23 protein-coding genes and 1 pseudogene are annotated in these 26,041 nt (G+C 58.9%); 7 read left to right on the plus strand and 17 right to left on the minus strand.

Annotation, left to right across the window (positions count from 1 at the left end; genetic code table 11):
* Positions 1 to 91 precede the first annotated feature (91 nt).
* From JFU37_RS23695 to JFU37_RS23705, 3 genes are all read right to left on the minus strand, one after another.
* Positions 92 to 1,018, minus strand: coding sequence for a hydroxymethylglutaryl-CoA lyase (locus JFU37_RS23695; protein WP_201119444.1), 927 nt, complete (start codon positions 1,016 to 1,018; stop codon positions 92 to 94).
* Positions 1,015 to 2,208 (minus strand): CaiB/BaiF CoA transferase family protein, encoded by a 1,194-nt coding sequence (locus tag JFU37_RS23700; RefSeq protein ID WP_201119445.1) that lies wholly within the window; start codon positions 2,206 to 2,208, stop codon positions 1,015 to 1,017. The genes JFU37_RS23695 and JFU37_RS23700 overlap by 4 nt, the downstream gene beginning before the upstream one ends.
* Before the next feature lie 262 nt (positions 2,209 to 2,470).
* Positions 2,471 to 3,379 carry a LysR substrate-binding domain-containing protein gene (locus JFU37_RS23705; RefSeq protein ID WP_201119446.1) on the minus strand — a complete coding sequence of 303 codons (909 nt, stop codon included), beginning with the start codon at positions 3,377 to 3,379 and terminating at the stop codon, positions 2,471 to 2,473.
* A 293-nt stretch (positions 3,380 to 3,672) separates the two neighbouring features.
* Between JFU37_RS23705 and JFU37_RS23710 the strand changes: the two genes are divergently transcribed.
* Positions 3,673 to 4,839: an MFS transporter gene (locus tag JFU37_RS23710; RefSeq protein ID WP_201119447.1), complete on the plus strand. Its 1,167-nt coding sequence runs from the start codon at positions 3,673 to 3,675 to the stop codon at positions 4,837 to 4,839.
* Here JFU37_RS23710 and yiaY read toward each other — a convergent pair.
* Positions 4,836 to 5,984, minus strand: a complete 1,149-nt coding sequence (yiaY, locus tag JFU37_RS23715; protein ID WP_201119448.1) for an L-threonine dehydrogenase — start codon at positions 5,982 to 5,984, stop codon at positions 4,836 to 4,838. The genes JFU37_RS23710 and yiaY overlap by 4 nt on opposite strands.
* A 153-nt stretch (positions 5,985 to 6,137) precedes the next feature.
* Between yiaY and JFU37_RS23720 the strand changes: the two genes are divergently transcribed.
* Positions 6,138 to 7,157 (plus strand): DUF4917 family protein, encoded by a 1,020-nt coding sequence (locus JFU37_RS23720; RefSeq protein WP_201119449.1) that lies wholly within the window; start codon positions 6,138 to 6,140, stop codon positions 7,155 to 7,157.
* Between the two features lie 144 nt (positions 7,158 to 7,301).
* On the opposite strand, the gene JFU37_RS23725 is transcribed toward JFU37_RS23720, so the two are convergent.
* The 4 genes and pseudogenes from JFU37_RS23725 to JFU37_RS23740 all read right to left on the minus strand — a co-directional run.
* Positions 7,302 to 7,646, minus strand: a complete 345-nt coding sequence (locus JFU37_RS23725) for a YegP family protein (protein WP_201119450.1) — start codon at positions 7,644 to 7,646, stop codon at positions 7,302 to 7,304.
* Positions 7,647 to 7,728: 82 nt separating this feature from the next.
* The gene (locus JFU37_RS23730; protein WP_201119451.1) at positions 7,729 to 9,075 is read right to left on the minus strand and encodes an ATP-binding protein; all 1,347 of its coding nucleotides are present in this window, start codon (positions 9,073 to 9,075) and stop codon (positions 7,729 to 7,731) included.
* Positions 9,072 to 9,749, minus strand: a complete 678-nt coding sequence (locus JFU37_RS23735) for a response regulator (RefSeq protein ID WP_201119452.1) — start codon at positions 9,747 to 9,749, stop codon at positions 9,072 to 9,074. The genes JFU37_RS23730 and JFU37_RS23735 overlap by 4 nt, the downstream gene beginning before the upstream one ends.
* Before the next feature lie 91 nt (positions 9,750 to 9,840).
* Positions 9,841 to 10,140 (minus strand): annotated as a pseudogene (locus tag JFU37_RS23740) (hypothetical protein); the annotation flags it as partial.
* A 144-nt stretch (positions 10,141 to 10,284) separates the two neighbouring features.
* On the opposite strand from JFU37_RS23740, the gene JFU37_RS23745 reads away from it, so the two are divergent.
* Positions 10,285 to 11,076, plus strand: coding sequence for a dienelactone hydrolase family protein (locus tag JFU37_RS23745; RefSeq protein ID WP_201119454.1), 792 nt, complete (start codon positions 10,285 to 10,287; stop codon positions 11,074 to 11,076).
* A gap of 163 nt (positions 11,077 to 11,239) precedes the next feature.
* Complete coding sequence (locus JFU37_RS23750) at positions 11,240 to 11,965, plus strand: 4'-phosphopantetheinyl transferase family protein (RefSeq protein ID WP_201119455.1); 726 nt, start codon at positions 11,240 to 11,242, stop codon at positions 11,963 to 11,965.
* 126 nt (positions 11,966 to 12,091) lie between these two features.
* Here JFU37_RS23750 and JFU37_RS23755 read toward each other — a convergent pair whose 3' ends face one another.
* Together JFU37_RS23755 and JFU37_RS23760 are read right to left on the minus strand one after the other, a co-directional pair.
* Positions 12,092 to 13,702 (minus strand): ATP-binding protein, encoded by a 1,611-nt coding sequence (locus tag JFU37_RS23755; RefSeq protein WP_201119456.1) that lies wholly within the window; start codon positions 13,700 to 13,702, stop codon positions 12,092 to 12,094.
* Positions 13,699 to 14,421 carry a response regulator gene (locus JFU37_RS23760; RefSeq protein WP_201119457.1) on the minus strand — a complete coding sequence of 241 codons (723 nt, stop codon included), beginning with the start codon at positions 14,419 to 14,421 and terminating at the stop codon, positions 13,699 to 13,701. Before JFU37_RS23760 ends, JFU37_RS23755 begins: the two co-directional genes overlap by 4 nt.
* A 733-nt stretch (positions 14,422 to 15,154) precedes the next feature.
* Between JFU37_RS23760 and JFU37_RS23765 the strand changes: the two genes are divergently transcribed.
* A complete protein-coding gene (locus tag JFU37_RS23765; RefSeq protein ID WP_201119458.1) occupies positions 15,155 to 18,049 on the plus strand; it encodes a ribonucleoside-diphosphate reductase subunit alpha in 2,895 nt (964 codons plus the stop codon).
* Positions 18,050 to 18,311: 262 nt separating this feature from the next.
* Here the strand turns inward: JFU37_RS23765 and flgE are convergent, their stop codons facing one another.
* From flgE to JFU37_RS23800, 7 genes are all read right to left on the minus strand, one after another.
* Positions 18,312 to 19,628, minus strand: coding sequence for a flagellar hook protein FlgE (gene flgE, locus JFU37_RS23770; RefSeq protein WP_201119459.1), 1,317 nt, complete (start codon positions 19,626 to 19,628; stop codon positions 18,312 to 18,314).
* 30 nt (positions 19,629 to 19,658) lie between these two features.
* The gene (flgD, locus tag JFU37_RS23775; protein ID WP_201119460.1) at positions 19,659 to 20,381 is read right to left on the minus strand and encodes a flagellar hook assembly protein FlgD; all 723 of its coding nucleotides are present in this window, start codon (positions 20,379 to 20,381) and stop codon (positions 19,659 to 19,661) included.
* A gap of 15 nt (positions 20,382 to 20,396) precedes the next feature.
* Entirely contained in the window at positions 20,397 to 20,840 is a 444-nt protein-coding gene (gene flgC, locus JFU37_RS23780; RefSeq protein WP_007980123.1) for a flagellar basal body rod protein FlgC, read from the minus strand.
* A gap of 3 nt (positions 20,841 to 20,843) precedes the next feature.
* Entirely contained in the window at positions 20,844 to 21,251 is a 408-nt protein-coding gene (flgB, locus tag JFU37_RS23785) for a flagellar basal body rod protein FlgB (RefSeq protein ID WP_157714477.1), read from the minus strand.
* 255 nt (positions 21,252 to 21,506) lie between these two features.
* On the minus strand, positions 21,507 to 22,478 hold the full coding sequence (locus JFU37_RS23790) for an IS110 family transposase (protein WP_201113410.1): 972 nt from the start codon (positions 22,476 to 22,478) through the stop codon (positions 21,507 to 21,509).
* A 391-nt stretch (positions 22,479 to 22,869) separates the two neighbouring features.
* A complete protein-coding gene (gene cheR / locus JFU37_RS23795; RefSeq protein ID WP_150633335.1) occupies positions 22,870 to 23,697 on the minus strand; it encodes a protein-glutamate O-methyltransferase CheR in 828 nt (275 codons plus the stop codon).
* A 46-nt stretch (positions 23,698 to 23,743) separates the two neighbouring features.
* Complete coding sequence (locus JFU37_RS23800; RefSeq protein WP_201119461.1) at positions 23,744 to 24,676, minus strand: chemotaxis protein CheV; 933 nt, start codon at positions 24,674 to 24,676, stop codon at positions 23,744 to 23,746.
* A gap of 82 nt (positions 24,677 to 24,758) precedes the next feature.
* On the opposite strand from JFU37_RS23800, the gene flgA reads away from it, so the two are divergent.
* Both flgA and flgM read left to right on the plus strand, forming a co-directional pair.
* Positions 24,759 to 25,520 (plus strand): flagellar basal body P-ring formation chaperone FlgA, encoded by a 762-nt coding sequence (flgA, locus tag JFU37_RS23805; RefSeq protein ID WP_201119462.1) that lies wholly within the window; start codon positions 24,759 to 24,761, stop codon positions 25,518 to 25,520.
* Positions 25,521 to 25,687: 167 nt separating this feature from the next.
* Positions 25,688 to 26,014: a flagellar biosynthesis anti-sigma factor FlgM gene (gene flgM, locus JFU37_RS23810; protein WP_201119463.1), complete on the plus strand. Its 327-nt coding sequence runs from the start codon at positions 25,688 to 25,690 to the stop codon at positions 26,012 to 26,014.
* Positions 26,015 to 26,041 lie beyond the last annotated feature (27 nt).

Here is a 26,041-nt window from a genome sequence, read left to right on the forward strand (position 1 = left end):
TGCTCGCGAATACGGTCTGACATTCAGCAACGATGTTGACTGACACTCCGCTTTCGCGAGCAGGCTCGCTCCCACCGGGGATTCGGTGTGGTCAGGACGGGGTCGGGTGCAAATCGCAATTGCGTCCGGCCTTGGCCAACTGCCCGGGCACTTCGTGGCCTAGCAGCGCCGGCAATCCTCGGGACAGCTTCAGCAGCAGCGGCAGGTCGATACCGGTGTGAATGCCGATTTCATCGCACAGGTTCACCAGGTCTTCGGTGCAGATATTGCCCGAGGCACCCGGTGCAAACGGGCATCCACCCAGCCCGCCGAGGGCCGCGTCGAAACGTCGGGCACCGGCCTCGTAAGCCGCGAGCACGTTGCACAAACCGAGGCCGCGGGTGTTGTGGAAATGCAGGGTCAGATCCGCGGGCGAAACGCGCTGCAAGACCCGACGCACCAGCCGATCAACCTGGCGTGGATTGGCCATGCCGGTGGTATCGGCCAAGGTAATGCCCTGGATCCCGAGCTCCTGATAAGCCTCGACGATTTGCAGAACGCGATCCTCATCGATCGTGCCTTCGAACGGGCAGCCGAACGTGGTGGCGATGCTGCCGTTGAGGCGCACCTGGGTGCCGCCCACGTACTGCACGACCTCGCCGAACGCGGCCAACGAATCTTCGCAACGCATGCGCATGTTCGCCAGGTTGTGGGTCTGGCTGGCAGACATCACCAGATTCAGCTCGTCAGCCCTCGTCGCCAGCGCCCGCTGCGCGCCTTTGAGGTTTGGGATCAATGCCACGTAAATCACACTGGGTTGCCGGGTGATGCCCTTAAACACCAGTTCACCGTCACGCAGCGCCGGAATGGCTTTGGGCGAGACGAACGAACCCGCTTCAATGCGGCTGAACCCGGCCAACGACAGCTGATCGATCAGGGCAATCTTGTCGACGGTTTCGACCCAGGTCGGCTCGATCTGCAAGCCGTCGCGGGGAGAGACTTCCTGAACCATCAGGGTCTGGGAAAAATCAGTGATCATTGCACCACTCCTTCAGCTTTCAACCGCTCGATGTCCGAGCCTGTAAGGCCCAGCCCCGCGAGAATATCGTCGGTGTGCTGGCCCAAACCCGGTCCGGACCAGTTCACACCGCCGGGGGTTTCGGAAAGTTTTGGCACAATGCCCGGCATCTTCACCGTGGCGCCACCGGGCAGGTCGGCGCTGAGCAGCATGTCCCGCGCCTGATAGTGCGGATCGGCAACGATGTCGGCCACTGAATAGATACGTCCGGCCGGCACTTCGGCGGCTTCCAGGGCTGACAGTACGTGGTCGATCGGCAGGCTGCTGGTCCAGTGAGTGATCGCCGCGTCGAGTACGTTGCTTTTAGCCGCGCGACCGTCGTTATGAGCAAATTCCGGCGCTTCGGCCAGATCAACCCGGCCTATCACGCCCATCAAGCGCTTGTAGATGGGGTCGCTGTTGCCGGCGATCACCACGTAGGCGCCGTCGGCGGTCAGGTACGTGTTGGAAGGCGCGATGCCCGGCAAGGCCCCGCCGCTGCGCTCACGAACATGGCCAAGCATGTCGTATTCCGGCACCAGACTTTCCATGACATTGAATACGCTTTCGGCCAGCGACACATCGACCACTTGCCCGCCGCCCTGCCCGGTCTTGACCCGCAGCAATGACATCAAGGCGCCGATCACCGCGTGCAACGAGGCCAGGGAATCACCGAGGCTGACGCCAACCCGAGCCGGCGGCGTACCGGGTGTGCCAGTGGTGTAGCGAATCCCGCCCATGGCCTCGCCGATGGCGCCGAAACCCGGCCGATCGCGGTAGGGGCCGGTTTGGCCGTAGCCGGAAATCCGTACCAGGGTCAGGTTGGGGTTGAGGGCGTGCAACACGTCCCAGCCCAATCCGAGTTTCTCCAGCGCACCGGGGCGCAGGTTTTCGATCAACACATCGGCGCTGGTCGCCAGTTGTTTGACCAGTTCAATGCCTTCGGGGGATTTCAGATTCAGTGCCAGGGACTTCTTGTTTCGCGATTGCAGGTACCACCACAGCGAAGTGCCCTCATGCAGCTTGCGCCATTTGCGCAGAGGGTCGCCCTGCCCCATGGCTTCGATCTTGATCACTTCGGCACCGAACTCGGCGAGCATTCGGGCAGCGAATGGCGCGGCGATCAGCGTGCCGATCTCGATCACCTTGATTGCACTCAGGGGGGCAGTCATCGCGGGGTACCTCTTGTTCTTGGAATATGAGCCAAGGCTAGAGGAGCGAGGGGGCAGGAATCCAACCTTCAGTTGGCAACGGGTGTTCGCGAAACGCGAACGGTCGGTGAATGGTCTGACGCAGTCATCACCTGTAGGAGCTGCCGAAGGCTGCGATCCTTTGATCTTGTTCTTGACCTTTTCTGCATCAATGGAAGATCAAGATCAAAGGATCGCAGCCTTCGGCAGCTCCTACAGGTTGTGTGGCCAGCTAATCGACTGATCAGACCTGACCCCGCAACTGCTCAAACAACATCCGGCTCACAGGCGACAACGCAGCCTCATCCCGAACCACGATGATCAACGCCCGATCCGACCAATCGTCGGTCAACGGCACCGCATGCAAACCCAACGCCCGACCAAACAATTCATAAGCCTTCTGCGGCAAAATCCCGATGCCCATATTGGCCTGAACCATCCGGCACATCGCGTCAAACCCCGGTACATGAATCCGCAGCCGCAGCACCTTGCCTGCCTTGCGAGCCGCTGCGTGAGTGCGCATGTTGATCGAGCTGGCGGAATGCAGGCCGACGTAATCGCTGTCCAGCGTCTCGGCGAACGCCAGGCTGGAACGGCTCGCCAATGGATGATCGGGCAGCATCAACACCACCAGTTTGTCCTGACGGTAAAGCACACTGTGCAAGCCTTTGACGTCGCTGTCACTGGAGCAGATTCCGAGGTCGGCCACACCGTCCAGCACCCCCTGGATCACCCCACTGCTAGGCCGTTCTTCGAGATCGGTCTTGACCTGAGGATGACGCTCGGAGAAACCCCGCAAGTCTTCGGGCAGAAACTGAATGATCGCCGACAGGTTGGCGAGCATCCGCACATAGCCGCGAATACCATGGCTGTGCTCGCCCAGTTCGAGCCCCATTTTCTCGACGTTGAACAGCATCTGCCGAGCGTGGTGCAACAGGGTTTCACCGGCCGGCGTCAGGGTCATGCCTTTGGCCTGACGCACGAACAAACTAATGCCCAGCGCCTCCTCCAACTCCATCAACCGCTTGCTGGCCGCCGACACCGCGATGGCTTCGCGGGTCGCAGCACGGGTCAGTGTGCCTTCTTCATGAACCGCGACAAACAACTGGAGGGTGATCAGATCGAGGCGGCGGATCAGGCTTTTTTGCAGCATGGGGGGCTCGATGACTTCGGTTCGACGAGTCGACAGGATAGCCCGGTTTTTATGCAGCTCGGCAAAGCAATTGCCCCACAACCTCACAAGGCATCGGCCTACACATTTATCTCTTGTAACACTCAGCCATGCCGGAAACAGCTGATTCAAAGACCCTGACCACACGCTGTAAAGTCTGGAAACGCACACGGCTTGCTTCACACCAATGGATCGCTTCACACATGTGAACTCGTAAGCGAGCTTTTTGGCACATACGCTGAAGACATCAGCGATTGAACCCCAAGGAAGACTAGATGAAGAGCAGCACCACCTTACTGGTCACCTGCAGTACGGTTTTTCTCGCGCAATTGGGCATGAGTATTTACTTGCCGGCGCTGCCGGAGATTGCCCGGGTTCTGTCCGCCGACGCCTCGCAGGTTTCATGGGGGCTGGCGGTGTATCTGATCGGCATGGCCTTGCCAATGCTGTTCTGGGGCAGTCTCGGTCAGCGCATCGGCCGAAAACCAGTGCTGCTCGCGGCGCTTGGAATTTATGGGTTGGGCAACCTTGCGTTGCCAATGAGCCAGACGCTTGAATCGTTCCTGATTTGTCGACTCGTTCAAGGCATTGGCGCCAGCGGGATTTCGGTGATGGCCAGGGTGCTGATACGCGATAGTTTCCGCGGTGAACTGTTGGCTAAAGCGCTTTCCTGGCTTTCGATTTCCTTCGTGGTGGCGCTGGGGATCGGCCAGTACCTCGGGTCGATCATCCAGGTGTCCTTGGGTTGGCCGGCGATTTTCTATCTGTTGGGCGGTGTGAGTCTATTGCTGGCGATGGTCGTAGCGCGGGTCATGTTTCCGGTGCTGGTGGAGGGCAATGTTCAGGCATCCGGCTGGCCGAGTTACTGGTGCATTTTGCGTGATCGGGCTTTCCTGTTGCCAGCCCTAACCGGCGGGCTTGGTTATGGGGTGATCATCGCGTTCAACACCGCCGCACCGCTGATTCTGCAAGGACCGTTCAACTGGTCAGCCGTGGAATACGGGCTGCTGGGTTGGCCGATCAGCGCGGCCTACTTTCTGGGGGCATTGGGGGTTAACGGTTTGGTGTTGCGCACGGGTCAGCGGCGGTTGATGACGGCGGGTGTCGGGCTGGTGTTGGCCGGTAGCACGGTGATGCTGCTGGGGAGCGCCGCTGGCACTTCGATTGCGCTGCTGTTCTGGTTGCCCTATTGCGTCGCGGTGTTCGGTCAGTCGTTGAATTACCCGATCAGCCTGTCGCTGGCCAACGACGGTTCGCCGGTCAGCGGTGCTTATGCGATGGCGTTGAGCGGTTTCATTCATCAACTGATGGCCGCCGCTATTGGCGGGTTTGCCAGCCTGATTGCCAGTCAACAGGCATGGCCACTGTCGCTGTTGTGCACTTTGCTGGCGGTGGGCGCGATGCTTTGCGTGATGCTCGCGCCCGAGCGTAAAACCGCTTAAAACGCGTTGCGGAATATCTCCTCGATTTGCCGCTGGTCCGCCACGCGCGGATTGGTCAAGCCACAGGCGTCTTTCAGCGCATTGATGGCCAGGATCGGAATATCGTTAAGCTTGGCGCCGAGTTCACGCAAACCAGCGGGAATCTCCACATCCCTGGCCAAGGTGCGGATCGCTGCGATGGCTGCCTGAGCGCCTTCTTCCGGGCTGAAACCACGGATGTCTGCGCCCATTGCGTGAGCCACATCGGTCAGGCGATGAGCACAAACCAGTGCGTTGAAGCTTTGTACATGAGGCAGAAGCACGGCGTTGCAAACACCGTGCGGCAAATCATAGAAACCACCCAATTGGTGGGCCATGGCGTGGACGAAACCCAAGGACGCATTATTGAAGGCCATGCCGGCGAGGAATTGCGCGTAAGCCATGTTTTCCCGTGCGGGCATGTCACTGCCATCGCGCACAGCCTGGCGCAGGTTGTTGCTGATCAAGGTGATCGCCTTCAGCGCGCAGGCATCGGTGATCGAGTTGGCGGCGGTGGACACGTAGGCTTCGATGGCGTGGGTCAGCGCGTCCATGCCGGTCGCCGCGGTCAGGCCCTTGGGCATGGCCACCATCAGCGCCGGGTCGTTGACCGACAGCAGCGGCGTGACGTTGCGGTCGACAATCGCCATTTTCACGTGGCGCGATTCGTCGGTGATGATGCAGAAGCGGGTCATCTCGCTGGCGGTACCGGCGGTGGTGTTGATGGCGATCAGCGGCAACTGCGGCTTGGCGGATTGATCGACGCCTTCGTAGTCGCGAATCTGCCCGCCGTTGGTCGCGCACAGGGCGATGCCTTTGGCGCAGTCATGGGGCGAACCACCGCCCAGGGACACCACGAAATCACAGCGACTTTCCTTGAGCAGGCCCAGGCCACGCTCGACATTGGCGATGTTCGGGTTGGGCTTGGCACCGTCGAAGATCACCGCGTCGATATCCTGTAGCGCCAGTTTCTCGGCAATCATCTTCGCCACGCCAGCCTTGGCCAGTCCCGCGTCAGTCACGATCAACGCCTTGCGAAAACCGTACTTGCCGATGGCGTCCATCGCTTCGTCGAGGCAACCGATGCCCATGATGTTAACGGCGGGGATAAAAAATGTGCTGCTCATGAGCGAATCTCCTGTCGGGGTCGAATCAGCGGTGCCGATCCTGCGGGAACACAGGATCGCCTCATCAAACGGGCGGTTTCTTGATCTGGCTCAAGTCCCGGTCGTGATAAAGTCGCCGCCCATCAGACCTTTTGCTTTGAGACGAAGACCGCAATGACCGATTTCCAGGATGTTGACGCCCAACTTGAAGACTGGAACGCCTTGCGCACCACCGCCTCGTTCAGCGGCCTGCTGCTGGGTAACGGCGCCAGCCGCGCGGTGTGGGACGATTTCGGCTACGACTCGCTGTTTGAAAACGCCCGCACCGTCGAAGAAAAACCCCTGAGCCAGTCCGAGCTGAGTGTGTTCGACGCCCTGCAGACGCGCAGCTTCGAGCAAGTGCTCAGCGCGCTGAAAACCACCAGCCGGGTCAACAAGGCCCTGGCCGTCAGCTCCGCCGCACCGCGCAATCGCTACTACGCAATCAAGGAAGCGCTGATCAACACCGTCCACGCGGTGCACATCCCGTGGCGGCTGGTGGTGCCTTCGACGCTGGCAACGATCAATCAGGAACTGCGCAGCTATCGGACGGTATTTACCACCAACTATGACTTGCTCAGTTACTGGGCGATTCAGCACCAGCCTGACGCCATCACCGATCTGTTCCAGGGTGCCGAGCCGGTTTTTGATTTGAGCGCCACCGCGACCGATAAAACCCGATTGCTGTACCTGCACGGCGGTCTGCACCTGGTGCGTAATCAGGACGGTACCGCGCGCAAACTCATGTCGACCGAGGGCACGCTGCTCGGCAGCTTTGCGATCAACAACACGATCAAGACCCTCGATGACGTGCCGCTGTTTGTGAACGAAGGTCCGTCGCAGGACAAGCTCAAGACCATTCGCAGTTCGGATTATTTGTCGTTTTGCTATGACCAGTTACTCAGCCATGGCGAGGGCTTGTGCTTGTTTGGTCATGCGTTGGGCGAGCAGGACAGTCACATCATCCACGCGTTGCGCCAGGCGAAACCGAAGGCAGTGGCGATCTCGATTTACCCGCGCAGCAAGGCGTTCATCCAGCATCAGAAGCGGCATTACGCGAAGGTGTTTGAGGGGACGGGCTGCGAGTTGCGGTTTTTTGATTCGAAGACGCATGCACTGGGTAGCCCGAAGCTTACGGTTCCAGTCGAGGTTTAGCGGCGACGCGGTAGACGCCCGCTCCCACACTGGATCTGCGGGCGTGCACAAATCCCTGTAGGAGCGAGCTTGCTCGCGATGGTGTGTCAGTCGGCATCTATGTAGCTGACACACCATCGCGAGCAAGCTCGCTCCTACAGGTGATCAGAGCACCGGCAACGTCTTGTCCTTGATCACCTTGGTCGGCCCGTTGGCCTTGACGCTGGCGATGCCTTTCTCAAGCGCGGCCTCGGAGGAATAAGCCTCGCTGCTACCGATGATTTCGTGATTCGCGGCTTTGAGGTTGAAGTACGGATGGCCATCCTTGGTGGTCTTTTTCTCGTAGCGGTCATCCAGCGGGCTGTTTTTCTGCACCGAGGCGATGCCGTTATCCGCAGCACTGCGGGTCGTGTAGTGCTCGCTGTTCAGAATGATTTCAGCATTGGCTGCTTTCAGTACGAACCGAAACTGGCCGCTGCTGGTTTTGCTTACTTCGTACCATCCGGACATGCTCGTTCTCCTTGGCAATTGAGAGGGTTCGCGCCAAAGAGTAAAGACCACCCAGGTGTGTCTGTCGCCCTCAAGACCACCCTCAAACCACCGGAAAATGAATCCGGAACGCCGCACCGCCCATAGGCGAATCCCCCAAGGTCAATTTCGCGCTGTAGCTCTCGATGATGTCCTTGACCACCGCCAAGCCAATCCCCTGCCCCGGATGCTGACGATCCAGCCTTTCGCCGCGCTGAAGAATCCGCGCACGCTGGTCCGGCGGCACACCGGGTCCATCATCCTCGATGCACAACTCGACGGCGCTGAGCGTCTCACGCACGCTGATGCGCACTTCGCCCAGGCACAGGCGATAGGCGTTTTCCAGCAGGTTGCCCATCATTTCCAGCAAGGCGCCCTGCTCGATCGGCACGTAACACGGATCCGGCAGATCGAAAGCGACCCGCACGCGTTTGTCGCGATACACCTTGTCCAGCGTGTCGCAGAGGCTTTTCAGCACCGGCCGCAAGCGTACCTGATGGCGCACCAGGCCACTTTTGCGCAGGCTGGCGCGTTGCAACTGATAGCTGATCTGTTGGCTCATGCGTTCGATCTGGGTTTGCAGCACCCAGGCTTGATCGCGATTTTCAGGGCGCTGCGCCATGTCCTCGCTGACGCCTTGCAACACCGTCAACGGTGTTTTCAAACTGTGAGCCAGGTCATCCAACGAATCACGGTAACGGCTGCGCTGCTCGCGCTCGCTGTGCAGCAAGCGGTTGAGGGAACCGGTCAGGCGCAGCAGTTCGCGCGGGTGTTGTTCAGTGAGGCTTTCGCGGGTGCCGCTTTCAATCTCGTCGAGTTCCTGACTCAGCCGGCGCAACGCCTGCAAGCCCCAGGTCAGGCCGATCCACAACAACGCCAGCAGCACCAGCAAGGCGGCGCCAAACCCCAGGTAGAGATTTTCCCGCAAACCTTCGAGGGTGACTTCGTACTCACGCACCGGTTGCAGCGCGACGATGCTGAACGCCGCACTTTTGCCGCCCAGCAGTTTGACCTCGACGTCATAGACAAAGAATTCCTCGCCGTTGGCCTCGCGAATCCTCGCAAACTCGTTACCGCGTCCGTCGTAACGCGGTTTGTAATTGATGTCCTCTTCCTGGGTGCCCTTCGAGCGCCAGACCAGGTGACCTTCGCGGTCGTAGATGTAGCCGAGCAAACGGCTGTCGGTCAGGTTGAAGCGTTCATCGGGCAATTGCGTCGGCATCTGCAAGTGATTGTTCTCCACCCGGGCGGCGGAGATCAGCGTGGTGACGTCCGACGCCAGGCGCTGCTCGATCGAATCCTGCAACGCCAGGCTGAACGCGCCCTGCATCGCCGGCAACAACGCCAGCATGAACAACACCGCCAGGAGGGTGGCAGCGAGCATCAAACGAACGCGAAGAGAACGAATCAAGTGCAGCGCTCGTTGAACAGGTAGCCGAGGCCGCGCACGGTATCGATCGGTTTGAACCCGGACGGGCCTTCGAGTTTGCGGCGCAGACGACCGACGAGCACTTCGATCACGTTCGGATCACGCTCGTCGTCGTCCGGGTAGAGCTGTTCCATTAAGCGGTCCTTGGCCACCACTTGCTGATGATGCCGCATCAGGTACTCGAGGATCCGGTACTCGTACGCGGTCAGCGCCAGCGGTTGTTCATCGAGGGACGCCTGCTTGCGATTGAGGTCAAGCAGCAGCGGCCCGGCAACGATTGTCGATTGCGTGAAACCGCTGGAGCGGCGCAGCAAGGCATTGAGCCGGGCATCCAGCTCTTCGAACTGGAACGGCTTGACCACATAATCGTCAGCACCGGCGGCCAGGCCTTCGACCTTGTCCTGCCAGTTGCCGCGTGCGGTAAGGATCAGGATCGGAAACGTCTTGCCCTGGGCGCGCAACTGACGAATCAGGTCGAGCCCGCCCATGCCCGGCAGGCCGAGGTCGATCACCGCCAGGTCATGGTTGAACTGCTCGGTCTGGTACAGCGCCTCTTCGGCATTGGCCACGGATTCGACCACATGGCCGCTATCCGTCAGGCGGGTTTGCAGGTGATGGCGCAACAGCGCTTCATCTTCGACGACCAGCAGTTTCATAACGCTCTCCCGGGCAAATCAACATCTCCAAAGGCTATGGTGTACCTGGATGGCCAGCAGGCCAATGTTCGCCGCCATCCACCGGTCAGGACAGATCGTAGCGCCCCATGAGGTCTTCCTCACGGAGTTTAATGCCATTGTGCGAGACCGACACGTTGTCGTAAGTGGCGAAGTAACCGCCCTGATTGTTTTGTTGGCCCAGACGCACACCCCACGCGCTGTCAGCGCCCACCACGCCACTGACGGTCGAGCTGTTCAGGGCGAGGGACTTTTTGACCTTGTCGCTGGTCTTTCCAAGAGCAAGCCTGGCGAAATTGTCGTCGGAAGCGAACGCCGCGGTACTCGCGCTCAGGACGGTAAAAGCCAGAAGCAGGTTCTTAAAGCCAGTCATTAGGGGGCTCCTCATGCGCCAGGTGCTTTGGGATACGGGCAAGGTTACGCACCCGGCACTGAACTCACCCTGAACGCACACTGAACCTAAGCTGAATCAGATCGACTAGGCTGTTCTGACGACGTCCTTACAGGAGACTCAACCATGCGCGTGTTTCTCGCCCTCGTATTACTGGCCTTGAGCGGGCTCAGCCAAGCCGCGATCAAGACGCAGGAGATTCCCTATCAAAGTGCCGACGGCACCAAAATGATCGGCTACTACGCCTACGACGATGACATTAAAGGTCCGCGCCCGGGTGTCGTGGTGGTGCATGAGTTCTGGGGCCTGAACGATTACGCCAAGCGCCGCGCCCGTGACCTGGCCGGGTTGGGCTACAGCGCACTGGCCATCGACATGTATGGCGACGGCAAGAACACTGAGCATCCCAAGGACGCCATGGCCTTTATGCAAGCCGTGCTGAAGGACAGTGCTGTGGCCAGCGCGCGGTTCCAGGCCGGGCTCGACTTGCTGAAGAAACAGCCGCAAACCAATCCGGACAAACTCGCCGCCATCGGTTACTGCTTCGGCGGCGGCGTGGTACTGAATGCAGCCCGTCAGGGCGTGCCGCTGGCCGGTGTGGTGAGTTTCCACGGTGCACTGGCGACCAATACGCCAGCGACGCCTGGCAGCGTGAAAGCGAAAATCCTCGTCGAGCACGGTGCGCTGGACAGCATGGTGACGGCGGATAACGTCGCGGCATTCAAGGCCGAGATGGACAAGGCCGGGGCTGATTACAAATTCGTGAGCCTGGATGGCGCCAAGCACGGCTTCAGCAATCCTGATGCGGATCGCCTGAGTCATGGCGATCATGGTGGGCCGGATATTGGTTACAACAAAGCGGCAGATCAACACTCGTGGGCCGATATGCAGGCGTTCTTCAAGAGGATTTTTGGTTAATCAGACAGACCGCGTTGCGGCCATTCGCGAGCAGGCTCGCTCCCACAGGAATTTGTGGAGCCCCATAAATCCAATGTGGGAGCGAGCCTGCTCGCGAATGGCTCAACGCCGATCTGAACCTTGCCACTACCCAGCCCCAAGGCAACCCGGCAAAATGCCCGACATGAATCCCGCCCCCGCCCTACCCGCCTGCTGCACCCCACTTGATGCCCATTGGCCGCTGCCGTTTGCGCTGCCCGATACCGTGCTGCTGAGTACCCACTTCGATACCTCGCAACTGGCCATCGATGATTTTCAACGCAGCGCCATCGAGGCGCCTGCCAGCATCCAGCGCTCGGTCGCCAAGCGTCAGGCGGAGTTTCTCGCCGGACGGATCTGCGCGCGGGCCGCGTTGCAACAGCTCGAAGGACTGAGCCTCAGCCCGGCCATTGGTGAAGACCGAGCACCCGTGTGGCCGCCGCACATCACCGGTTCGATCACCCACAGCACTGGCCGGGCCGCTGCGATTGTCGCAAGGAAGTCCGATTGGCGCGGACTGGGAATGGACCTGGAAAACCTGCTCAATCCTGAGCGGGCCGAACGCCTGGCCGGGGAAATCCTCACGCCAGCGGAATTGCAGCGCATGGCCGCCGGCCGTCGCGATCAGCTGGCGATGTGGGTGACGCTGACGTTTTCGGTGAAGGAAAGTTTGTTCAAGGCACTTTACCCGATCGTGCAGCAACGCTTCTATTTCGAACACGCCGAGGTACTGGAATGGACCGAGAGCGGTCAGGTACGACTGCGGTTGCTGACCGACCTGTCCCGCGAGTGGAGCAACGGCACCGAGCTGGATGCGCAATTTGGGGTTGTGGATGGGCAGTTGTTGAGTTTGGTCAGTATCAAGGCCTGAAGGCTTGTAGTGTTTGTTCGGGCCTCATCGCGAGCAAGCTCGCTCCCACAGGGATTTTTGGTGCGACATAGATCCAATGTGGGAGCGAGCCTGCTCGCGATGGCGGTGGATCATTCACCGCCCATCTCAACGTTTTTCCTGACTCCTCGGCCAACTCAGGCTGAAACACGCCCCCCCCAAATTTTTGCTTTTACTGATCAATGCCCGTCCGTCGTGCCAATGAATAATCCGTCGCACGATGGACAACCCCAACCCATGCCCGCCCGAGGCGCGGGTCCGGCTGTCATCGAGACGCAGGAAGGGGGTGAAGATTCTCTCCCAGGCATTTTCCGGCACGCCCGGCCCGTCATCCTCAATATCTACGCGACAGCGCTGCTGCCCCACCTGATAACTGACGGTCACCCGAGACGACGCGTGACGCATGGCATTGCTCACCAGATTCTGTATCGCCCGGTGTAAATAACGCGGCTCCGCCTCGACCCACGCGTCGTCGCAATCGGCAGCCGACAGGCACAAACCGCGCTGAACCGTGATCTCGGCCCGAAGTGGCGCCAGCTCCTCAATGACTTGATTGACCAGTGCATCCAGATCGACCCGCTGGAAATTCAGGGCCGGCGAGCCCTGCTCCAACCGCGCATACGTCAGCATCTCGTCCACCAGCCGATCGAGATCCTCGATGTCGTGGTCCATGCCTTCGCGGTATTTTTCCAATGCTTGCGGCGTGGTCGCCGAGCCGATCATCTCCAGGCCAAAACGCAGCCGCGCCACTGGCGTGCGCAATTCGTGGGACACGGCACGCACCAGTTCCCGCTGGATCGCCAGCAATTGCTGCAAGTGCTCGGCCATGCCATTGAACGCCGAGGCCAACCGCCCCACTGAATCCGCGCCGCGTGCCGGCACGCGGGTTTCCAGGCTGCCCTTGGCGATGCGCGTGGCCGCGGCTTCGAGGCCGCGTAAGCGGCGTTCCAGTTGGCGCACCAACAGGTAAACGATCAAACCGATCAGGCTCAAACCAAGGGCCGCGATCAGCACCAGCCACTCCGGTGGATACGGGTTCATCTGATACAGCGGGCCGATTTCCAGCACCCAGGGCGTACCGACCATCCCGGCGAACACCCGGATCGAATCGCCCCCCTTGCCCAGCGCCATCACCGTGTCGCCTTCGGACACCCGACGGCTCTGGTCTTCGTCCATGTCGGCCTCGTCAACCGTGACCAGTCGCAGATCAAAGCCAAAGCCCTTCTCTTCCTTTATTTGTGCCAGGCGCTTGGGCTGCTCAGCCACCGGGACACGCACCAGTTCATCGGCCAGCAGGTAAATAGTTGCCCGGGCCAGTTGTTCGCTGATCTGTTGGACTTCGCCGGTGAGCACCAACTGTTCCTTGTCGCTGACCAACCGGTAAACCATCGCCGCATGCGGACCGGTCTGCTCCACCAGCGCCTGCCCCCGCAGCACTCGGGTGCGCTGGGTGAGGTCGAGGTCGGTCTGGGCAAACGTCTTCAGCGCCAGAGGAATCCCCAGTAAGCGCTCCCACACCACCAACGCACGATGGCGCTCGGTATCGTTCATCGGTTGCAGGTTGCCCGCCATCAGCGAGAACGTGCCGTGGGCCAGGCGTTCGCGGTATTGCTCGCTGCGCACCTGGTTAAGCATGTGCAAGGCCAGCACACCGAGCACCGCCACCAGAATCAGCGCCGCGCACATGCCGCCATAGATGCGCAGAAAGATCGAGTTCACAGGGACAGGTCTGCGCAGGCCTCGGGAACAAACAGATAACCTTTGCTGCGGACGGTCTTGATCAGTCGCGGATGCTCCGGATCATCGCCGATCTTCGGCCGAATTCGCGAGATGCGCACGTCGATGGAGCGGTCCTGACCGTCATAGCCAATGCCGCGCAGCGCGGTGAAGATTTCTTCCCGGGACAGAATGCGCCCGGCATTCGCCACCAGCAGCCAGAGCAGGTCGAACTCTGCGCTGGTCAATTCGATACCGACATCATGCAGCCATGCTTCGCGTAATGCGTTGTCCACCACCAGCGGGCCGAACTGCAAACGTCGTTGTTTTTCCGGGGCCACTTCCGGCGCTTCACTGCGGCGCAGCAGGGCCTGGATGCGCGCCAGCAGCAGGCGCGGGCGAACGGGCTTGCAGACGTAGTCGTCGGCGCCCAGATCGAGGCCGAGGATCTGGTCAGTGTCATCGGTGCGGGCCGTGAGCATCAGGATCGGTCCGTCGTAACGGTCGCGGACCTTGCGGCAGATGCTCAGGCCATCTTCGCCGGGGAGCATCAGGTCGAGGATGACCAGGTCCGGCTTCTCATTGATGATGCGAGCCGCGGCCAGGGCGCCATTGCCCTCGATCGACACGCGCAGGCCATTGGCTTCAAGGTAATCGCGGGTCAGTTCGGCCAGACGCTGGTCGTCCTCCACAATCAATATCTGCCAGGCTTCTTGTTCCACGGGTGACCTCTACTGCCAACAACACTTATAAGGAAGGATCCACCCGTCTTTTTGTAATGATGGGGGAGGATAAGAATGCGTATGCACTGGCCGATTGTATAAACGCCGCTCGCCGAGAACACAAGCCGGTAAATGCGTTCGGACTCGCTGTTTTTTTGTGATAGGGTTCGCGCCCTTAAAAATCCGACTGACCGTTTTCAATCATTGAAAATCAGTGAAAAACGGTCCGCTCCAGCTACGTCGCGGCCTACACGCCCGTTCCACCTTTCACACACAATTTACGCACAGGTTTATCCACAGGCAGTACGTTGCAACACCCTCCAAAACGCATTATCTTGTAGGTCGGCGCAAAAAAAACCCTACATGTAGGGTTTTTGCTAAAAAGCCCAACCACATTTCAGACCAGAAACTCAAGCGCTTTATTGCCTGTTTATGGTTGAACCAAGCGTGATTTTACAAGCCCAAACCGCACCTGCGGATGGCACCGTTTTTTCAGGCCTGAACGGCCAGAACGGTACGGGTGTTGCAGACATTACTGCCACCCGGAATGGAATCCGGTTTCGAGCCCAGGCTCGCAGCCAAAGACTTCGGCAAGGAAGCGGCATCATTAGCCTTTTTCCTACTGTCCCGAAGTTGTTATGCCCGACGCCCGTCGGTTGTAGTGCTTCAGGACAGAACGGTGGGCACCGTGAAGGTGCCCAAACAAACATAGAGAATGTGGAGACAACCCCCCATGCAAACCGACACAACTCGCGAGAACCCGCAGGGCACCTTGCCGCAGGCCGCTGATTCGACTTCGGATCTGTCCGCCACCGCGCCAGGCCAGCTGCGTGTGATCAAGCGTAACGGCACTGTCGTTCCTTACACCGATGACAAGATTACCGTCGCCATCACCAAAGCGTTTCTCGCAGTTGAGGGCGGCACCGCTGCCGCTTCGTCGCGAATCCATGACACCGTTGCCCGCCTGACCGAACAAGTCACCGCAACCTTCAAGCGTCGCATGCCATCGGGCGGCACTATCCACATCGAAGAAATCCAGGACCAGGTCGAACTGGCCCTGATGCGTGCCGGCGAGCAGAAAGTGGCCCGCGACTACGTGATCTACCGTGACGGTCGTTCGAAAGAACGCGCTGCCCACGCCCCGGCCGTAGAAGCCGTCAACGCTCACCCGTCGATCCGCATCACCCGCGCTGATGGCACCTTTGCACCTCTGGACATGGGCCGCCTGAACACCATCGTCACCGAAGCGTGCGAAGGCCTGGCAGAAGTCGACGGCGACCTGATCCAGCGCGAAACCCTGAAAAACCTGTACGACGGCGTGGCCCTGACCGACGTCAACACCGCTTTGGTGATGACCGCCCGTACGCTGGTCGAGCGTGAGCCGAACTACTCGTTCGTGACCGCTCGCCTGCTGATGGACACCCTGCGCGCCGAAGGCCTGAGCTTCCTGGAAGTCGCTGAAAGCGCCACTCACCATGAAATGGTCGACCTGTACGCCAAGGCCCTGCCTTCGTACATCGCCAAGGGTATCGAATTCGAATTGCTGAACCCGGTCCTGGCCACCTTCGACCTGGAAAAACTCGGCAAGGCAATCAACCACGAGCGCGATCAGCAGTTCACCTACCTGGGCCTGCAAACCCTGTACGACCGTTACTTCATCCACAAGGATGGCGTGCGTTTCGAGCTGCCACAGATTTTCTTCATGCGCGTGGCCATGGGCCTGGCGATTGAAGAGAAGAACAAAGAAGACCGCGCGATCGAGTTCTACAACCTGTTGTCGTCCTTCGACTACATGTCCTCGACGCCAACCCTGTTCAACGCCGGCACCCTGCGTCCACAGCTGTCGAGCTGCTACCTGACCACCGTTCCGGATGACCTGTCGGGCATCTACCACGCGATCCACGACAACGCCATGTTGTCGAAGTTTGCAGGCGGCCTGGGCAACGACTGGACCCCGGTTCGTGCATTGGGTTCGTACATCAAGGGCACCAACGGCAAATCCCAGGGCGTTGTTCCGTTCCTGAAAGTGGTGAACGATACCGCCGTCGCGGTTAACCAGGGTGGCAAGCGCAAAGGCGCTGTCTGTGCCTACCTGGAAACCTGGCACATGGACATCGAAGAGTTCATCGAGCTGCGCAAGAACACCGGTGATGATCGTCGTCGTACCCACGACATGAACACCGCCAACTGGATCCCTGACCTGTTCATGAAGCGCGTCTTCGATGATGGCAAGTGGACCCTGTTCTCGCCGTCCGAAGTGCCAGACCTGCACGACCTGACCGGCAAGGCCTTCGAAGAGCGTTACGAGTACTACGAAGCCCTGTCCGAGTACCCGGGCAAGATCAAGCTGTTCAAGACCATCCAGGCCAAGGACCTGTGGCGCAAAATGCTGTCCATGCTGTTTGAAACCGGCCACCCATGGCTGACCTTCAAGGACCCGTGCAACCTGCGCAGCCCGCAGCAGCACGTCGGCGTGGTTCACAGCTCGAACCTGTGCACCGAGATCACCTTGAACACCAACAAGGACGAGATCGCCGTTTGCAACCTGGGCTCGATCAACCTGCCGAACCACATCGTCAACGGCAAGCTGGACACCGCCAAGCTGGAACGCACCGTGAACACCGCCGTTCGCATGCTCGATAACGTGATCGACATCAACTACTACTCGGTGCCACAAGCGAAGAACTCCAACTTCAAGCACCGTCCGGTCGGCCTGGGCATCATGGGCTTCCAGGACGCGCTGTACCTGCAGCACATCCCTTACGGTTCCGACGCTGCCGTCGAGTTCGCCGACAAGTCGATGGAAGCAGTCAGCTACTACGCGATCCAGGCGTCCTGCGACCTGGCCGATGAGCGCGGCGCTTACGAGACGTTCCAGGGTTCCCTGTGGTCCAAAGGCATCCTGCCGCTGGATTCGCAACAAATCCTGATCGAGCAACGTGGCCAGCAGTACATCGACGTTGACCTGAACGAATCCCTGGACTGGGCACCGGTTCGCGCTCGTGTACAGAAAGGCATTCGTAACTCCAACATCATGGCCATCGCACCGACCGCGACCATCGCCAACATCACTGGCGTATCGCAGTCGATCGAACCGACCTACCAGAACCTCTATGTGAAATCGAACCTGTCGGGCGAATTCACCGTGATCAACCCGTACCTGGTTCGTGACCTGAAGGCTCGCGGTCTGTGGGACTCGGTCATGATCAACGACCTGAAGTACTACGACGGTTCCGTGCAGCAGATCGAGCGCATCCCGCAAGAACTCAAAGAGCTCTATGCGACTGCTTTCGAAGTGGACACCAAGTGGATCGTCGACGCGGCAAGCCGTCGTCAGAAGTGGATCGACCAGGCTCAGTCGCTGAACCTGTACATCGCTGGCGCTTCGGGCAAGAAGCTGGACGTGACCTACCGCATGGCCTGGTACCGTGGTCTGAAAACCACTTACTACCTCCGTGCCCTGGCCGCGACCAGCACCGAGAAGTCGACCATCAACACTGGCAAGCTGAACGCGGTTTCCAGCGGCGGCAACCACGGTGACGACTCGGTCCTCGCGGCACCTGCCGGTCCTGCTCCAGTACCGAAGGCTTGCGCCATCGACGAGCCGGATTGCGAAGCGTGCCAATAAGCTTGAGCCGGTAAGCGCTGAAAGGCGCTTACTCGAAACCCCCGACAGGCCTCTGGCTTGTCGGGGGTTTTCTTTTGCCTGTTGTAGGAGCGAGCTTGCTCCGGGCGGCGTTCCGACGAAGGACGTTAACGATAACGCGTTCATGATGGATAAACGTATCGCTCTCAGGTCTTTCGCGAGCAAGCTCGCTCCTACAAAGACCATCCACAAAAAAGCCCCTCTTTCGAGGGGCTCTTTGTGAAGCGCTATCCGCCAACCGGCATCAGGTCATCTGAATGATGGTTTGCATGATGGTGCTTTGGGTGGAGATGGTCTTGGCGTTCGCCTGATAGTTGCTCTGCGCCTTGATCAGGTCGACCAGTTCGTTGGTCAGGTTGACGTTGGACTCTTCCAGGGAGTTGGAAGCGATCGAGCCCAAGGTACCGGTTTCCGGCGCATCGTAGCCCGGGATACCTGACACGTAGGTTTCTTTCCAGCTGGTGCCGCCGACTGGCTGTAGACCTTGCTCGTTGGTGAAGCTGGCGAGGGAGATCTGGCCGATAGGCTTGGTCTGGTTGTTGCTGAAGTTAGCCAGCAACACACCGCTGCCATCGATGGTCAGGTTGGTGATCTGACCAGTGGCGTAACCGTTTTGCGAAGGAATCGAACGTGCGGTATCGGCGTTGAATTGAGTGGTGTTGGCCATGGCGATGGTCACGCCCGCAGGGCTGGCGGCTGCGCCGTTGGCTGTCCAGACGCCGGCGGTCACAGTGCCTGGCGTCCAGTTCATGATCTTCAGATCGCTGCTGATAACCGGCCCCGGCGGCGTACTGACCGAAACCAGCTTGCCCGACGTATCGAACGTCATGGTCGAAGGAACCGGAGCAGTAGCGGCAACGGCAGGGTCGCTGCCGTCCGGGTTGCGACCATCGATCAGGGTGTAGGTTTGCCAGGTGTTGGCACCTGTCTTGACCATGTACTGGTCCATGGTGTGCTGGTTACCCTGAGTGTCGAAAATCGGGGTACTGAACTGCTTGGTGAAGGTCGCCGACTTGGTGGGATCGAACTTGTTGGTGGCAACTGCCTGGTCGATCACGTCAGCCGTAGAGTCCAGGTTGATCGTCGACGACACGGCGGTGGTGGATTTCGGCGACAGGTTGGAGGTGTCAATGCGCAAGTCGGTCAACACACCATTCTGAATCTTGCCACTGGCATCCACACCGTAGCCCTGCAGCCGCGAGGTGCCATCGGTGTTGGTGACGTAACCGTCCTTGTCGACCTTGAACGTACCGGCACGGGTGTAGGACAGCGAACCACTGTTGTTCAGGACGAAGAAGCCCGAACCGTTGATACCCATGTCCAGCACGTTGCCGGTGTTGCTGATGTCACCCTGGGTAAACTGCTGGGAAACGTTGGCCAGGCTCACGCCGTTACCGACGGTCTTGCTACCTGTGCCCAGTTTGCTCGCCGAGTACACGTCTTCGAATTCTGCACGGGATGACTTGAAACCGGTGGTCGCGACGTTGGCGATGTTGTTGCCGGTCACATCAAGTTGTTTGTTGGCTGCATAGAGACCGCTAAGGCCGATATTGAAAGACATATTCCACTCCTTTATGCCGTGTTGTCGGCTCTATATACCAATGGTTGTGACTTTGGACAGAGCGACGCTGCCCAGCCCGGCCAGGTTCAGCATCAACTCACCGCCCGTCTGGCTGATGGTCACACTGTTGACGGTCGCCGGCAGATTGGTGATCAGCGATACAGCCTGACTGTCGATGGTGGTCGACGCTGCGAAGGTGTATGTGCCCGCTGCGACTGTCTCGCCTGCATCGTTCTTTCCATCCCAGATGAAGCTGGCGTTGCCTGCACTCTGAGCGCCCATGTCGATGGTTCGTACAGCCTTGCCGTCCGCATCAGTGATCTTCAACGTGGCGTCGGACACCGAGGACGGCATCACTACCGTGCCGGTCATGCTCTTCGAGGTGTCGACCACGGACTTGCTGCCCGGTGCGATCACCGAACGCCCGACCAGCGACGAGGCCTGCAATGCCTGGGACGAGTTGTAGTTGCTGGCAATACCCGACACGGTGGTGTTGAGAGTGGTGATGCCCTCCAGACTACTGAACTGCGCCAATTGGGCGACGAACGCACCATTGTCCTGCGGTTCCAGCGGGTTCTGGTTTTTCAACTGGGTTACCAGCAACTGCAGGAACGCATCCTTGCCCAGAGACTGGCTGCCCGTGGCGCTGCTGACTGCCCCCGTCAGGCCATCAGTCGTGGTGTTGGTCTTGACCGAGGAGTTGGCCAGGATGTCGTTGAGGCTCAAACTGCTGGTGGTATCAGTAACACTCATGAAAGTCGCCCCTTATCACTGACCGAGGGTCAGGACCTTCTGCATCATGGTTTTGGCGGTGTTCATCATTTCGGCGTTGGTCTGGAACGAGCGACTCGCAGAAATCATGTCAGCCATTTCTTCGACGACATTGACGTTCGGGTAGTAGACGTAGCCCTTGGCATCGGCAGCCGGATGGTTCGGCTCATAACGCGCCTCAAGGTTGCTCTGGTCTTCGACCACACCGAGCACTTGCACGCCTTGACCGGCCGCGTCCTGGCTCTGGAACAACGAATCGCTGCCGCCGCTCTGACCGCCCTGGAACATGGTGGCGAACACCGGGTGACGCGCACGGTAGGTCTGGTCGATGCTCGACGAAACGGTTTCGGCGTTGGCGATGTTACTGGCGACGGTGTTCAGCCGAGTGGTCTGGGCACTCATGCCGCTACCGGCAATGTTGAAAACACTGGATAGAGACATGGCTTACTCTCCGCGCAGGGCTGACACCAGCCCTTTGAATTTGCTGTTGAGCAGGGTGAAGCTGGCCTGGAAGTTGACCGCGTTTTCCGCGTAGTTCGACTGTTCCAGCTGGGCATCCACGGTGTTCTGGTCAATCGACGGTTGCATCGGCGTGCGATACAGCAGCGACTCGTCGCCATTGCCCAGACCTTCGGCTTCGATATGACGGCTGTTGGTCATGTTCAAGGCGAAAGTGCCGTTCTTGGTTTTCTCGTTCTGCTCTGCGAGCACTTTCGAAAAGTCCAGATCCCGAGCCTTGTAGTTCGGGGTGTCGGCGTTGGCAATGTTGTTGGCCAGGACTTCGGCACGCTGAGCGCGAAAGCCCAGGGCTTGTTCGTGAATACCGAGCGCTTTATCGAAGCTGATGCTCATGTCGGGAAACCTTCGGGTGACCTGATTTTTCGTACGATGAACTTAGCAAGCGTCGTGCCAATTCAAAAAAGCCCGTAATCCGGGGCTTTGCGGGCGGAGGCAAACACGGCAATGCCAGAAAAGCGGCAAACGGTTTCCTCTGGCTGCCGCTTTTCTGCCGCTTGTTCGACGGACCTCCCTCGATCTTTTGATCTTGATCTTGATCTTAAAAAACAAAATCAAAAGATCGCCTCCCTGTAGATACCGTCTTGAACCTCACCGAGCAAGCGCAAGTTTCGGGTCAAAGGGTTGACCCGACTTGAGCACGCCGTAAACGAAGTGCAGCAGCTTGCGCATCGCCGCACAGATGATCTGCTTGGGGGCCTTGCCGTTGGCCTTCAGGCGATCCTTCATGGCGATGATCGCCTCGTTATGCTTCAGCGCCACCAGGCCAGGCATGTAAAGGCCTGCCCGTACTCGCGCTGAGCCGATCTTGGAGATCACGGTCCGGCCTTTGAGCAGTCCCGAGTCCTGCAATTTCGGGTTCAACCCAGCAGCAGCGACCAGCTTGCGAGGATCGTCATATTTGCGCAGGTCACCCAGCTCGGCGAGCAGCCGCTCAATGGTTTTCTGTCCGATACCATCGATGGTCACGATCAAGTCGCGCATCTCGCGCATATCAGGGTCGTCATCGATGTGGTTTTTGATTGCTTTGTGCGTTTCAGCGATCTCTTTTTCGATGTGGCGCAGCACGGAGTTGATCGAGTCTTTGACCTTTTCATCGGACACCTCCAGACGATTGCGTTCCATTTGCTCCATTTCCTGAAGGTCATCCAGGCGGCGCACCATAGCTTTGAGCTGGCGGTACTTCAACGGCTCCGGCGCCCACAGTTGAAGCTTTTCAGCTTTTTCCCGGGCGAAATCGGCGATCAGCTTGGCGTCGCTTTTATCGGTTTTGATCCGGCGTAATTCGCTGCCGGCGTACGCATGGGTCGTGGCCGGATTGACCACGCAGACCCGGTAACCCTTGTTGTAGACGAACTCGGCGAGCTCCAGGTGATAGACGCTGGTAGCTTCCATCACGATCAGCGCTGAGGGCTCGACCTGCCTGTGCAACCAGGCTTCAAATTCTTTGAAACCCTTGGCATCGTTCGCCAGCTTGGCCTTGGTTTTGTGCTTGCCGTTTGGCAGATGGGTAGCAATATCAAAAGTGTTTTTAGCGACATCGACACCAACGAAACTGGACATGACCGTCTCTCCATTAGATCCCTTGCGATCATCACTGCACTCCGTCCAACCTTGTGAATGCGGGCTCTCGCCAGAGACGGGCCCAAGATACCGTTCGAACTGTATGAGTGAGTGTGGAGGGCTGGAGCACAATCTACGTCACAGGCAAAAAGCCTAAGGAGCTGCACGGCTTCCAGATCCCTCCCTCGATGATCAGTCGAGAACTATCGCTCCTGACGGAGCGATAGTCGAGATACAAGGAGCTGCCGCAGGCTGCGATCTTTTGATCTTGATCTTAAAAACAAGATCAAAAGATCGCAGCCTTCGGCAGCTCCTACGTGATGCAAAAGCGGCAGGCATAAAAAAGGGAGCCCTTGAGGGCTCCCGTTTTTTTATGCCTGCCGCTTTTGCATCACTTCGCCTGGTAAATAATCCCCGGGCTGCACTGGACCATCTGGTAATGATCCGGCAAACCGTTCAGCGCTTCGGAAGCGCCGAGGAACAGATAACCGCCGGGCTTCAACGTGCTGTGGATGCGCAACAGGATGTCCTTCTTCACTTCGGCAGAGAAGTAGATCAACACGTTGCGGCAGAACACGATGTCGAACTTGCCGAGGCTCGCGTAGCTGTCCAGCAGGTTGAAGGAACGAAACTCCACCCGGCTTTTGATCGGTGCCTTGATTGCCCACCGCCCCGGCCCTTTCGGGTCGAAATAACGCTGAAGACGCTCGGGCGACAGACCACGGCCGATCGCCAGGCTGTCGTACTCACCCGTCTTGCAGTTAGTCAGCATGGTGCCGGACAGGTCAGTGGCAACGATCTGCACCCCCATCTTCAATTGCCCCATGTTGACCCGCTCGAACTCGTCGATGGACATCGACAGTGAATACGGTTCCTGACCCGACGAACACGCCGCCGACCAAATGCGCAGACGCTGACCGGGAGCGGCTTTGATCGCTTCGGGCAACACCTTGTTCTTCAAGACTTCAAACGGATAGGTGTCACGAAACCACAGGGTTTCGTTGGTGGTCATGGCATCCACTACCATCTCGCGCAAACCGCTGCGCGGTTGGGTCTGAATGCGCTGGACCAGCTCACCCAGGGACTTGATGCCCTGCTGTTCCATCAGTTTGTTGAGACGGCTCGAGACCAGGTACTGCTTGTTTTCACCGAGCAAAATGCCACAGGCTTTTTCCAGGAATACCCGGAACTGTTCGAAATCCAAATTACCCGTAGACAATGATGCCGCCTCTTAAATCGTATTGATCACCAGGGGCAGAAGGCCCCTAGCTGATGTCTGCTGCTTTGATCCGGTCGACAACCCGGGATGCCAGGTCATCAGGACGGAATTTGGCAAGGAAGTCATCGGCACCGACTTTCTTGACCATCGCCTGATTGAATACGCCCGACAACGAAGTATGCAGGATGATATGAAGCTTTTGCATGCGAGGGTCGTTGCGGATCTCGGCCGTCAGGGTATACCCGTCCATCTCCGGCATCTCGATGTCGGAAATCATCATCAGAAACTCTTCTTCCGGCTTCTTGCCCTCGTCGACCAGTTTGCGCAGGTAATCCAGCGCTTGCTTGCCGTCGTTCAATGCCACCACTTCGACACCGACCGTCTGCAGGCAACGGGTGACTTGCTTGCGCGCCACCGACGAGTCATCGACCGTCAGTACTTTCAAGGACAGCGCCTTGTGCTGGGTTTCGACATCCACCACGCCGATCGAAATTGCTTCCGGTGTCGGCGCCACTTCCGCCAGCACTTTCTCGACGTCGATGATTTCGACTAACTGATTGTCGACCCGAGTCACAGCAGTGAGGTAATGATCGCGTCCCGTGCCCTTGGGTGGTGGATGAATCTCCTCCCAGTTCATGTTGACGATACGTTCCACCGACCGCACCAGGAAACCCTGGGTCTTGGTGTTGTACTCCGTGATGATCACGAAGGGATTGCTTTGGTCTTTCAATGCGCCGGACCCGGTCGCCATCGCCAGATCAAGGATCGGAATGGTCGCCCCCCGAATATTCGCCACACCGCACACGACAGGACTGGACTTGGGCATCAGGGTCAGCTTGGGGCATTGCAGCACCTCACGAACCTTGAACACGTTGATCCCATAAAGCTGCTGGCCGTCGAGACGGAACAACAACAGCTCAAGGCGATTCTGCCCCACCAATTGCGTGCGCTGGTTTACCGCATCCATTACACCAGCCATGCACAGACTCCTACACCAACGCTTAAGTGTGTTGCGACGCACCTTCATCACTAAACGGCACGGCGCTTGCTTTTTAACTCTTATGAACACAGAACCGACATTTTCCCGACGCCTGACATCAACCTTGCGCACATTGCTTTGCGCGATGTCGGCCGTTTGCCTGTTCAACGCTGGCAGCCCTGCCCTTGCTGACGCAGTTACCTTGCCTGACATGCTTATCGGCGTCACTCAGGGCTTTCTTGAATTCACCGTAGAGGACTATCTGGCGACCAGTCAAACCGAAGGTCGTTATGAAATCGAGGTCAACCAACTCGACCCGCGTCTGCGCATGCCCATGTGCGACAAGGAATTGACAGCCTCACTCGAGAGTCCGGCCAAGCCGCTGGGGCGGGTGACGGTCAAGGTTCGCTGCGAGGGTGCGTCCCCCTGGACCGTCTTCGTGCCCGCTCAAGTACGCCTGTTTCGCAACATCGTGACCACCACCCGCCCCCTGCGCCGCGCCGGCATCATCGAACCTCAAGATGTGACCCTGCGCGAGCGCGACATCAGCCTGATCAACCAGGGCTACCTGACGTCGGTCGACGACGCGATCGGGCAAAAACTGACCCGACCAATGGTCGCCGATCAGGTCATTACCTTGGTGCACCTGGAACAGGCGGAAGTGATTACCAAGGGTGATCAGGTGGTGATTACTGCCCGCAGTGGAACGCTCAGTGTACGCATGCCGGGGGAAGCGTTGTCCAACGGCGGCTTGCGCGAACAGATCCGGGTAAAAAACCTCAACTCCCAGCGAGTCATCAAGGCGCAAGTCACCGCGCCCGGCCAAGTGGAAGTGGCCATGTAGGGCGCTCTGCTCGTGAAGTTATGGCGCGATGTCCGACTGTTCCCTAAACTGTGCCTCATGCAAGGCAAGCGCTGACGCGCGCAAGCTCATTGATAAAGTGGGCCTAAAGTTTTTCCGGGTATGGCCGAAAACATGGCAAGCGTCCAAATACCCAGAGGTTTTTTATCATGGTCATCGATTTCAGCCGGTTGAACAGCTCCTCGTCACTTACCGGTGCTACACGTACCAGCGCCAGCAAGGAAACCGCCGAAGCCGGCAAATCCGCGCCGCTGAATACTCCGGCCGAACAGGCCAGCACCGTCAAAAGCGGGGAATCTGTACATTTCAGCGATGAGGCTCAACAGTTGCAGAAGGTCACTGACAAGCTGCGCGATCAGCCTGCCGTCGACAACGCCCGCGTGGCCGAGTTGAAAGCAGCGATTGCAGATGGCAGCTACAAAGTCGACAGCAACCGTGTAGCCAGCAAACTGCTTAACTTCGAAGCCCAGCGCTAGGCCAAGGCCGGCGCCAGGCTTTTGGAC

The organism is Pseudomonas sp. TH41, from assembly GCF_016650695.1.
Taxonomy (GTDB): domain Bacteria; phylum Pseudomonadota; class Gammaproteobacteria; order Pseudomonadales; family Pseudomonadaceae; genus Aquipseudomonas.

Bases quoted from the DNA above. Each gene is read 5' to 3' on its own strand.
- JFU37_RS23695 (WP_201119444.1), bottom strand. From the start codon at position 1,018: ATGATCACTGATTTTTCCCAGACCCTGATGGTTCAGGAAGTCTCTCCC.
- JFU37_RS23700 (WP_201119445.1), bottom strand. From the start codon at position 2,208: ATGACTGCCCCCCTGAGTGCAATCAAGGTGATCGAGATCGGCACGCTG.
- JFU37_RS23705 (WP_201119446.1), bottom strand. From the start codon at position 3,379: ATGCTGCAAAAAAGCCTGATCCGCCGCCTCGATCTGATCACCCTCCAG.
- JFU37_RS23710 (WP_201119447.1), top strand. From the start codon at position 3,673: ATGAAGAGCAGCACCACCTTACTGGTCACCTGCAGTACGGTTTTTCTC.
- yiaY (WP_201119448.1), bottom strand. From the start codon at position 5,984: ATGAGCAGCACATTTTTTATCCCCGCCGTTAACATCATGGGCATCGGT.
- JFU37_RS23720 (WP_201119449.1), top strand. From the start codon at position 6,138: ATGACCGATTTCCAGGATGTTGACGCCCAACTTGAAGACTGGAACGCC.
- JFU37_RS23725 (WP_201119450.1), bottom strand. From the start codon at position 7,646: ATGTCCGGATGGTACGAAGTAAGCAAAACCAGCAGCGGCCAGTTTCGG.
- JFU37_RS23735 (WP_201119452.1), bottom strand. From the start codon at position 9,749: ATGAAACTGCTGGTCGTCGAAGATGAAGCGCTGTTGCGCCATCACCTG.
- JFU37_RS23745 (WP_201119454.1), top strand. From the start codon at position 10,285: ATGCGCGTGTTTCTCGCCCTCGTATTACTGGCCTTGAGCGGGCTCAGC.
- JFU37_RS23750 (WP_201119455.1), top strand. From the start codon at position 11,240: ATGAATCCCGCCCCCGCCCTACCCGCCTGCTGCACCCCACTTGATGCC.
- JFU37_RS23765 (WP_201119458.1), top strand. From the start codon at position 15,155: ATGCAAACCGACACAACTCGCGAGAACCCGCAGGGCACCTTGCCGCAG.
- flgE (WP_201119459.1), bottom strand. From the start codon at position 19,628: ATGTCTTTCAATATCGGCCTTAGCGGTCTCTATGCAGCCAACAAACAA.
- flgD (WP_201119460.1), bottom strand. From the start codon at position 20,381: ATGAGTGTTACTGATACCACCAGCAGTTTGAGCCTCAACGACATCCTG.
- flgC (WP_007980123.1), bottom strand. From the start codon at position 20,840: ATGTCTCTATCCAGTGTTTTCAACATTGCCGGTAGCGGCATGAGTGCC.
- flgB (WP_157714477.1), bottom strand. From the start codon at position 21,251: ATGAGCATCAGCTTCGATAAAGCGCTCGGTATTCACGAACAAGCCCTG.
- JFU37_RS23790 (WP_201113410.1), bottom strand. From the start codon at position 22,478: ATGTCCAGTTTCGTTGGTGTCGATGTCGCTAAAAACACTTTTGATATT.
- JFU37_RS23800 (WP_201119461.1), bottom strand. From the start codon at position 24,676: ATGGCTGGTGTAATGGATGCGGTAAACCAGCGCACGCAATTGGTGGGG.
- flgA (WP_201119462.1), top strand. From the start codon at position 24,759: ATGAACACAGAACCGACATTTTCCCGACGCCTGACATCAACCTTGCGC.
- flgM (WP_201119463.1), top strand. From the start codon at position 25,688: ATGGTCATCGATTTCAGCCGGTTGAACAGCTCCTCGTCACTTACCGGT.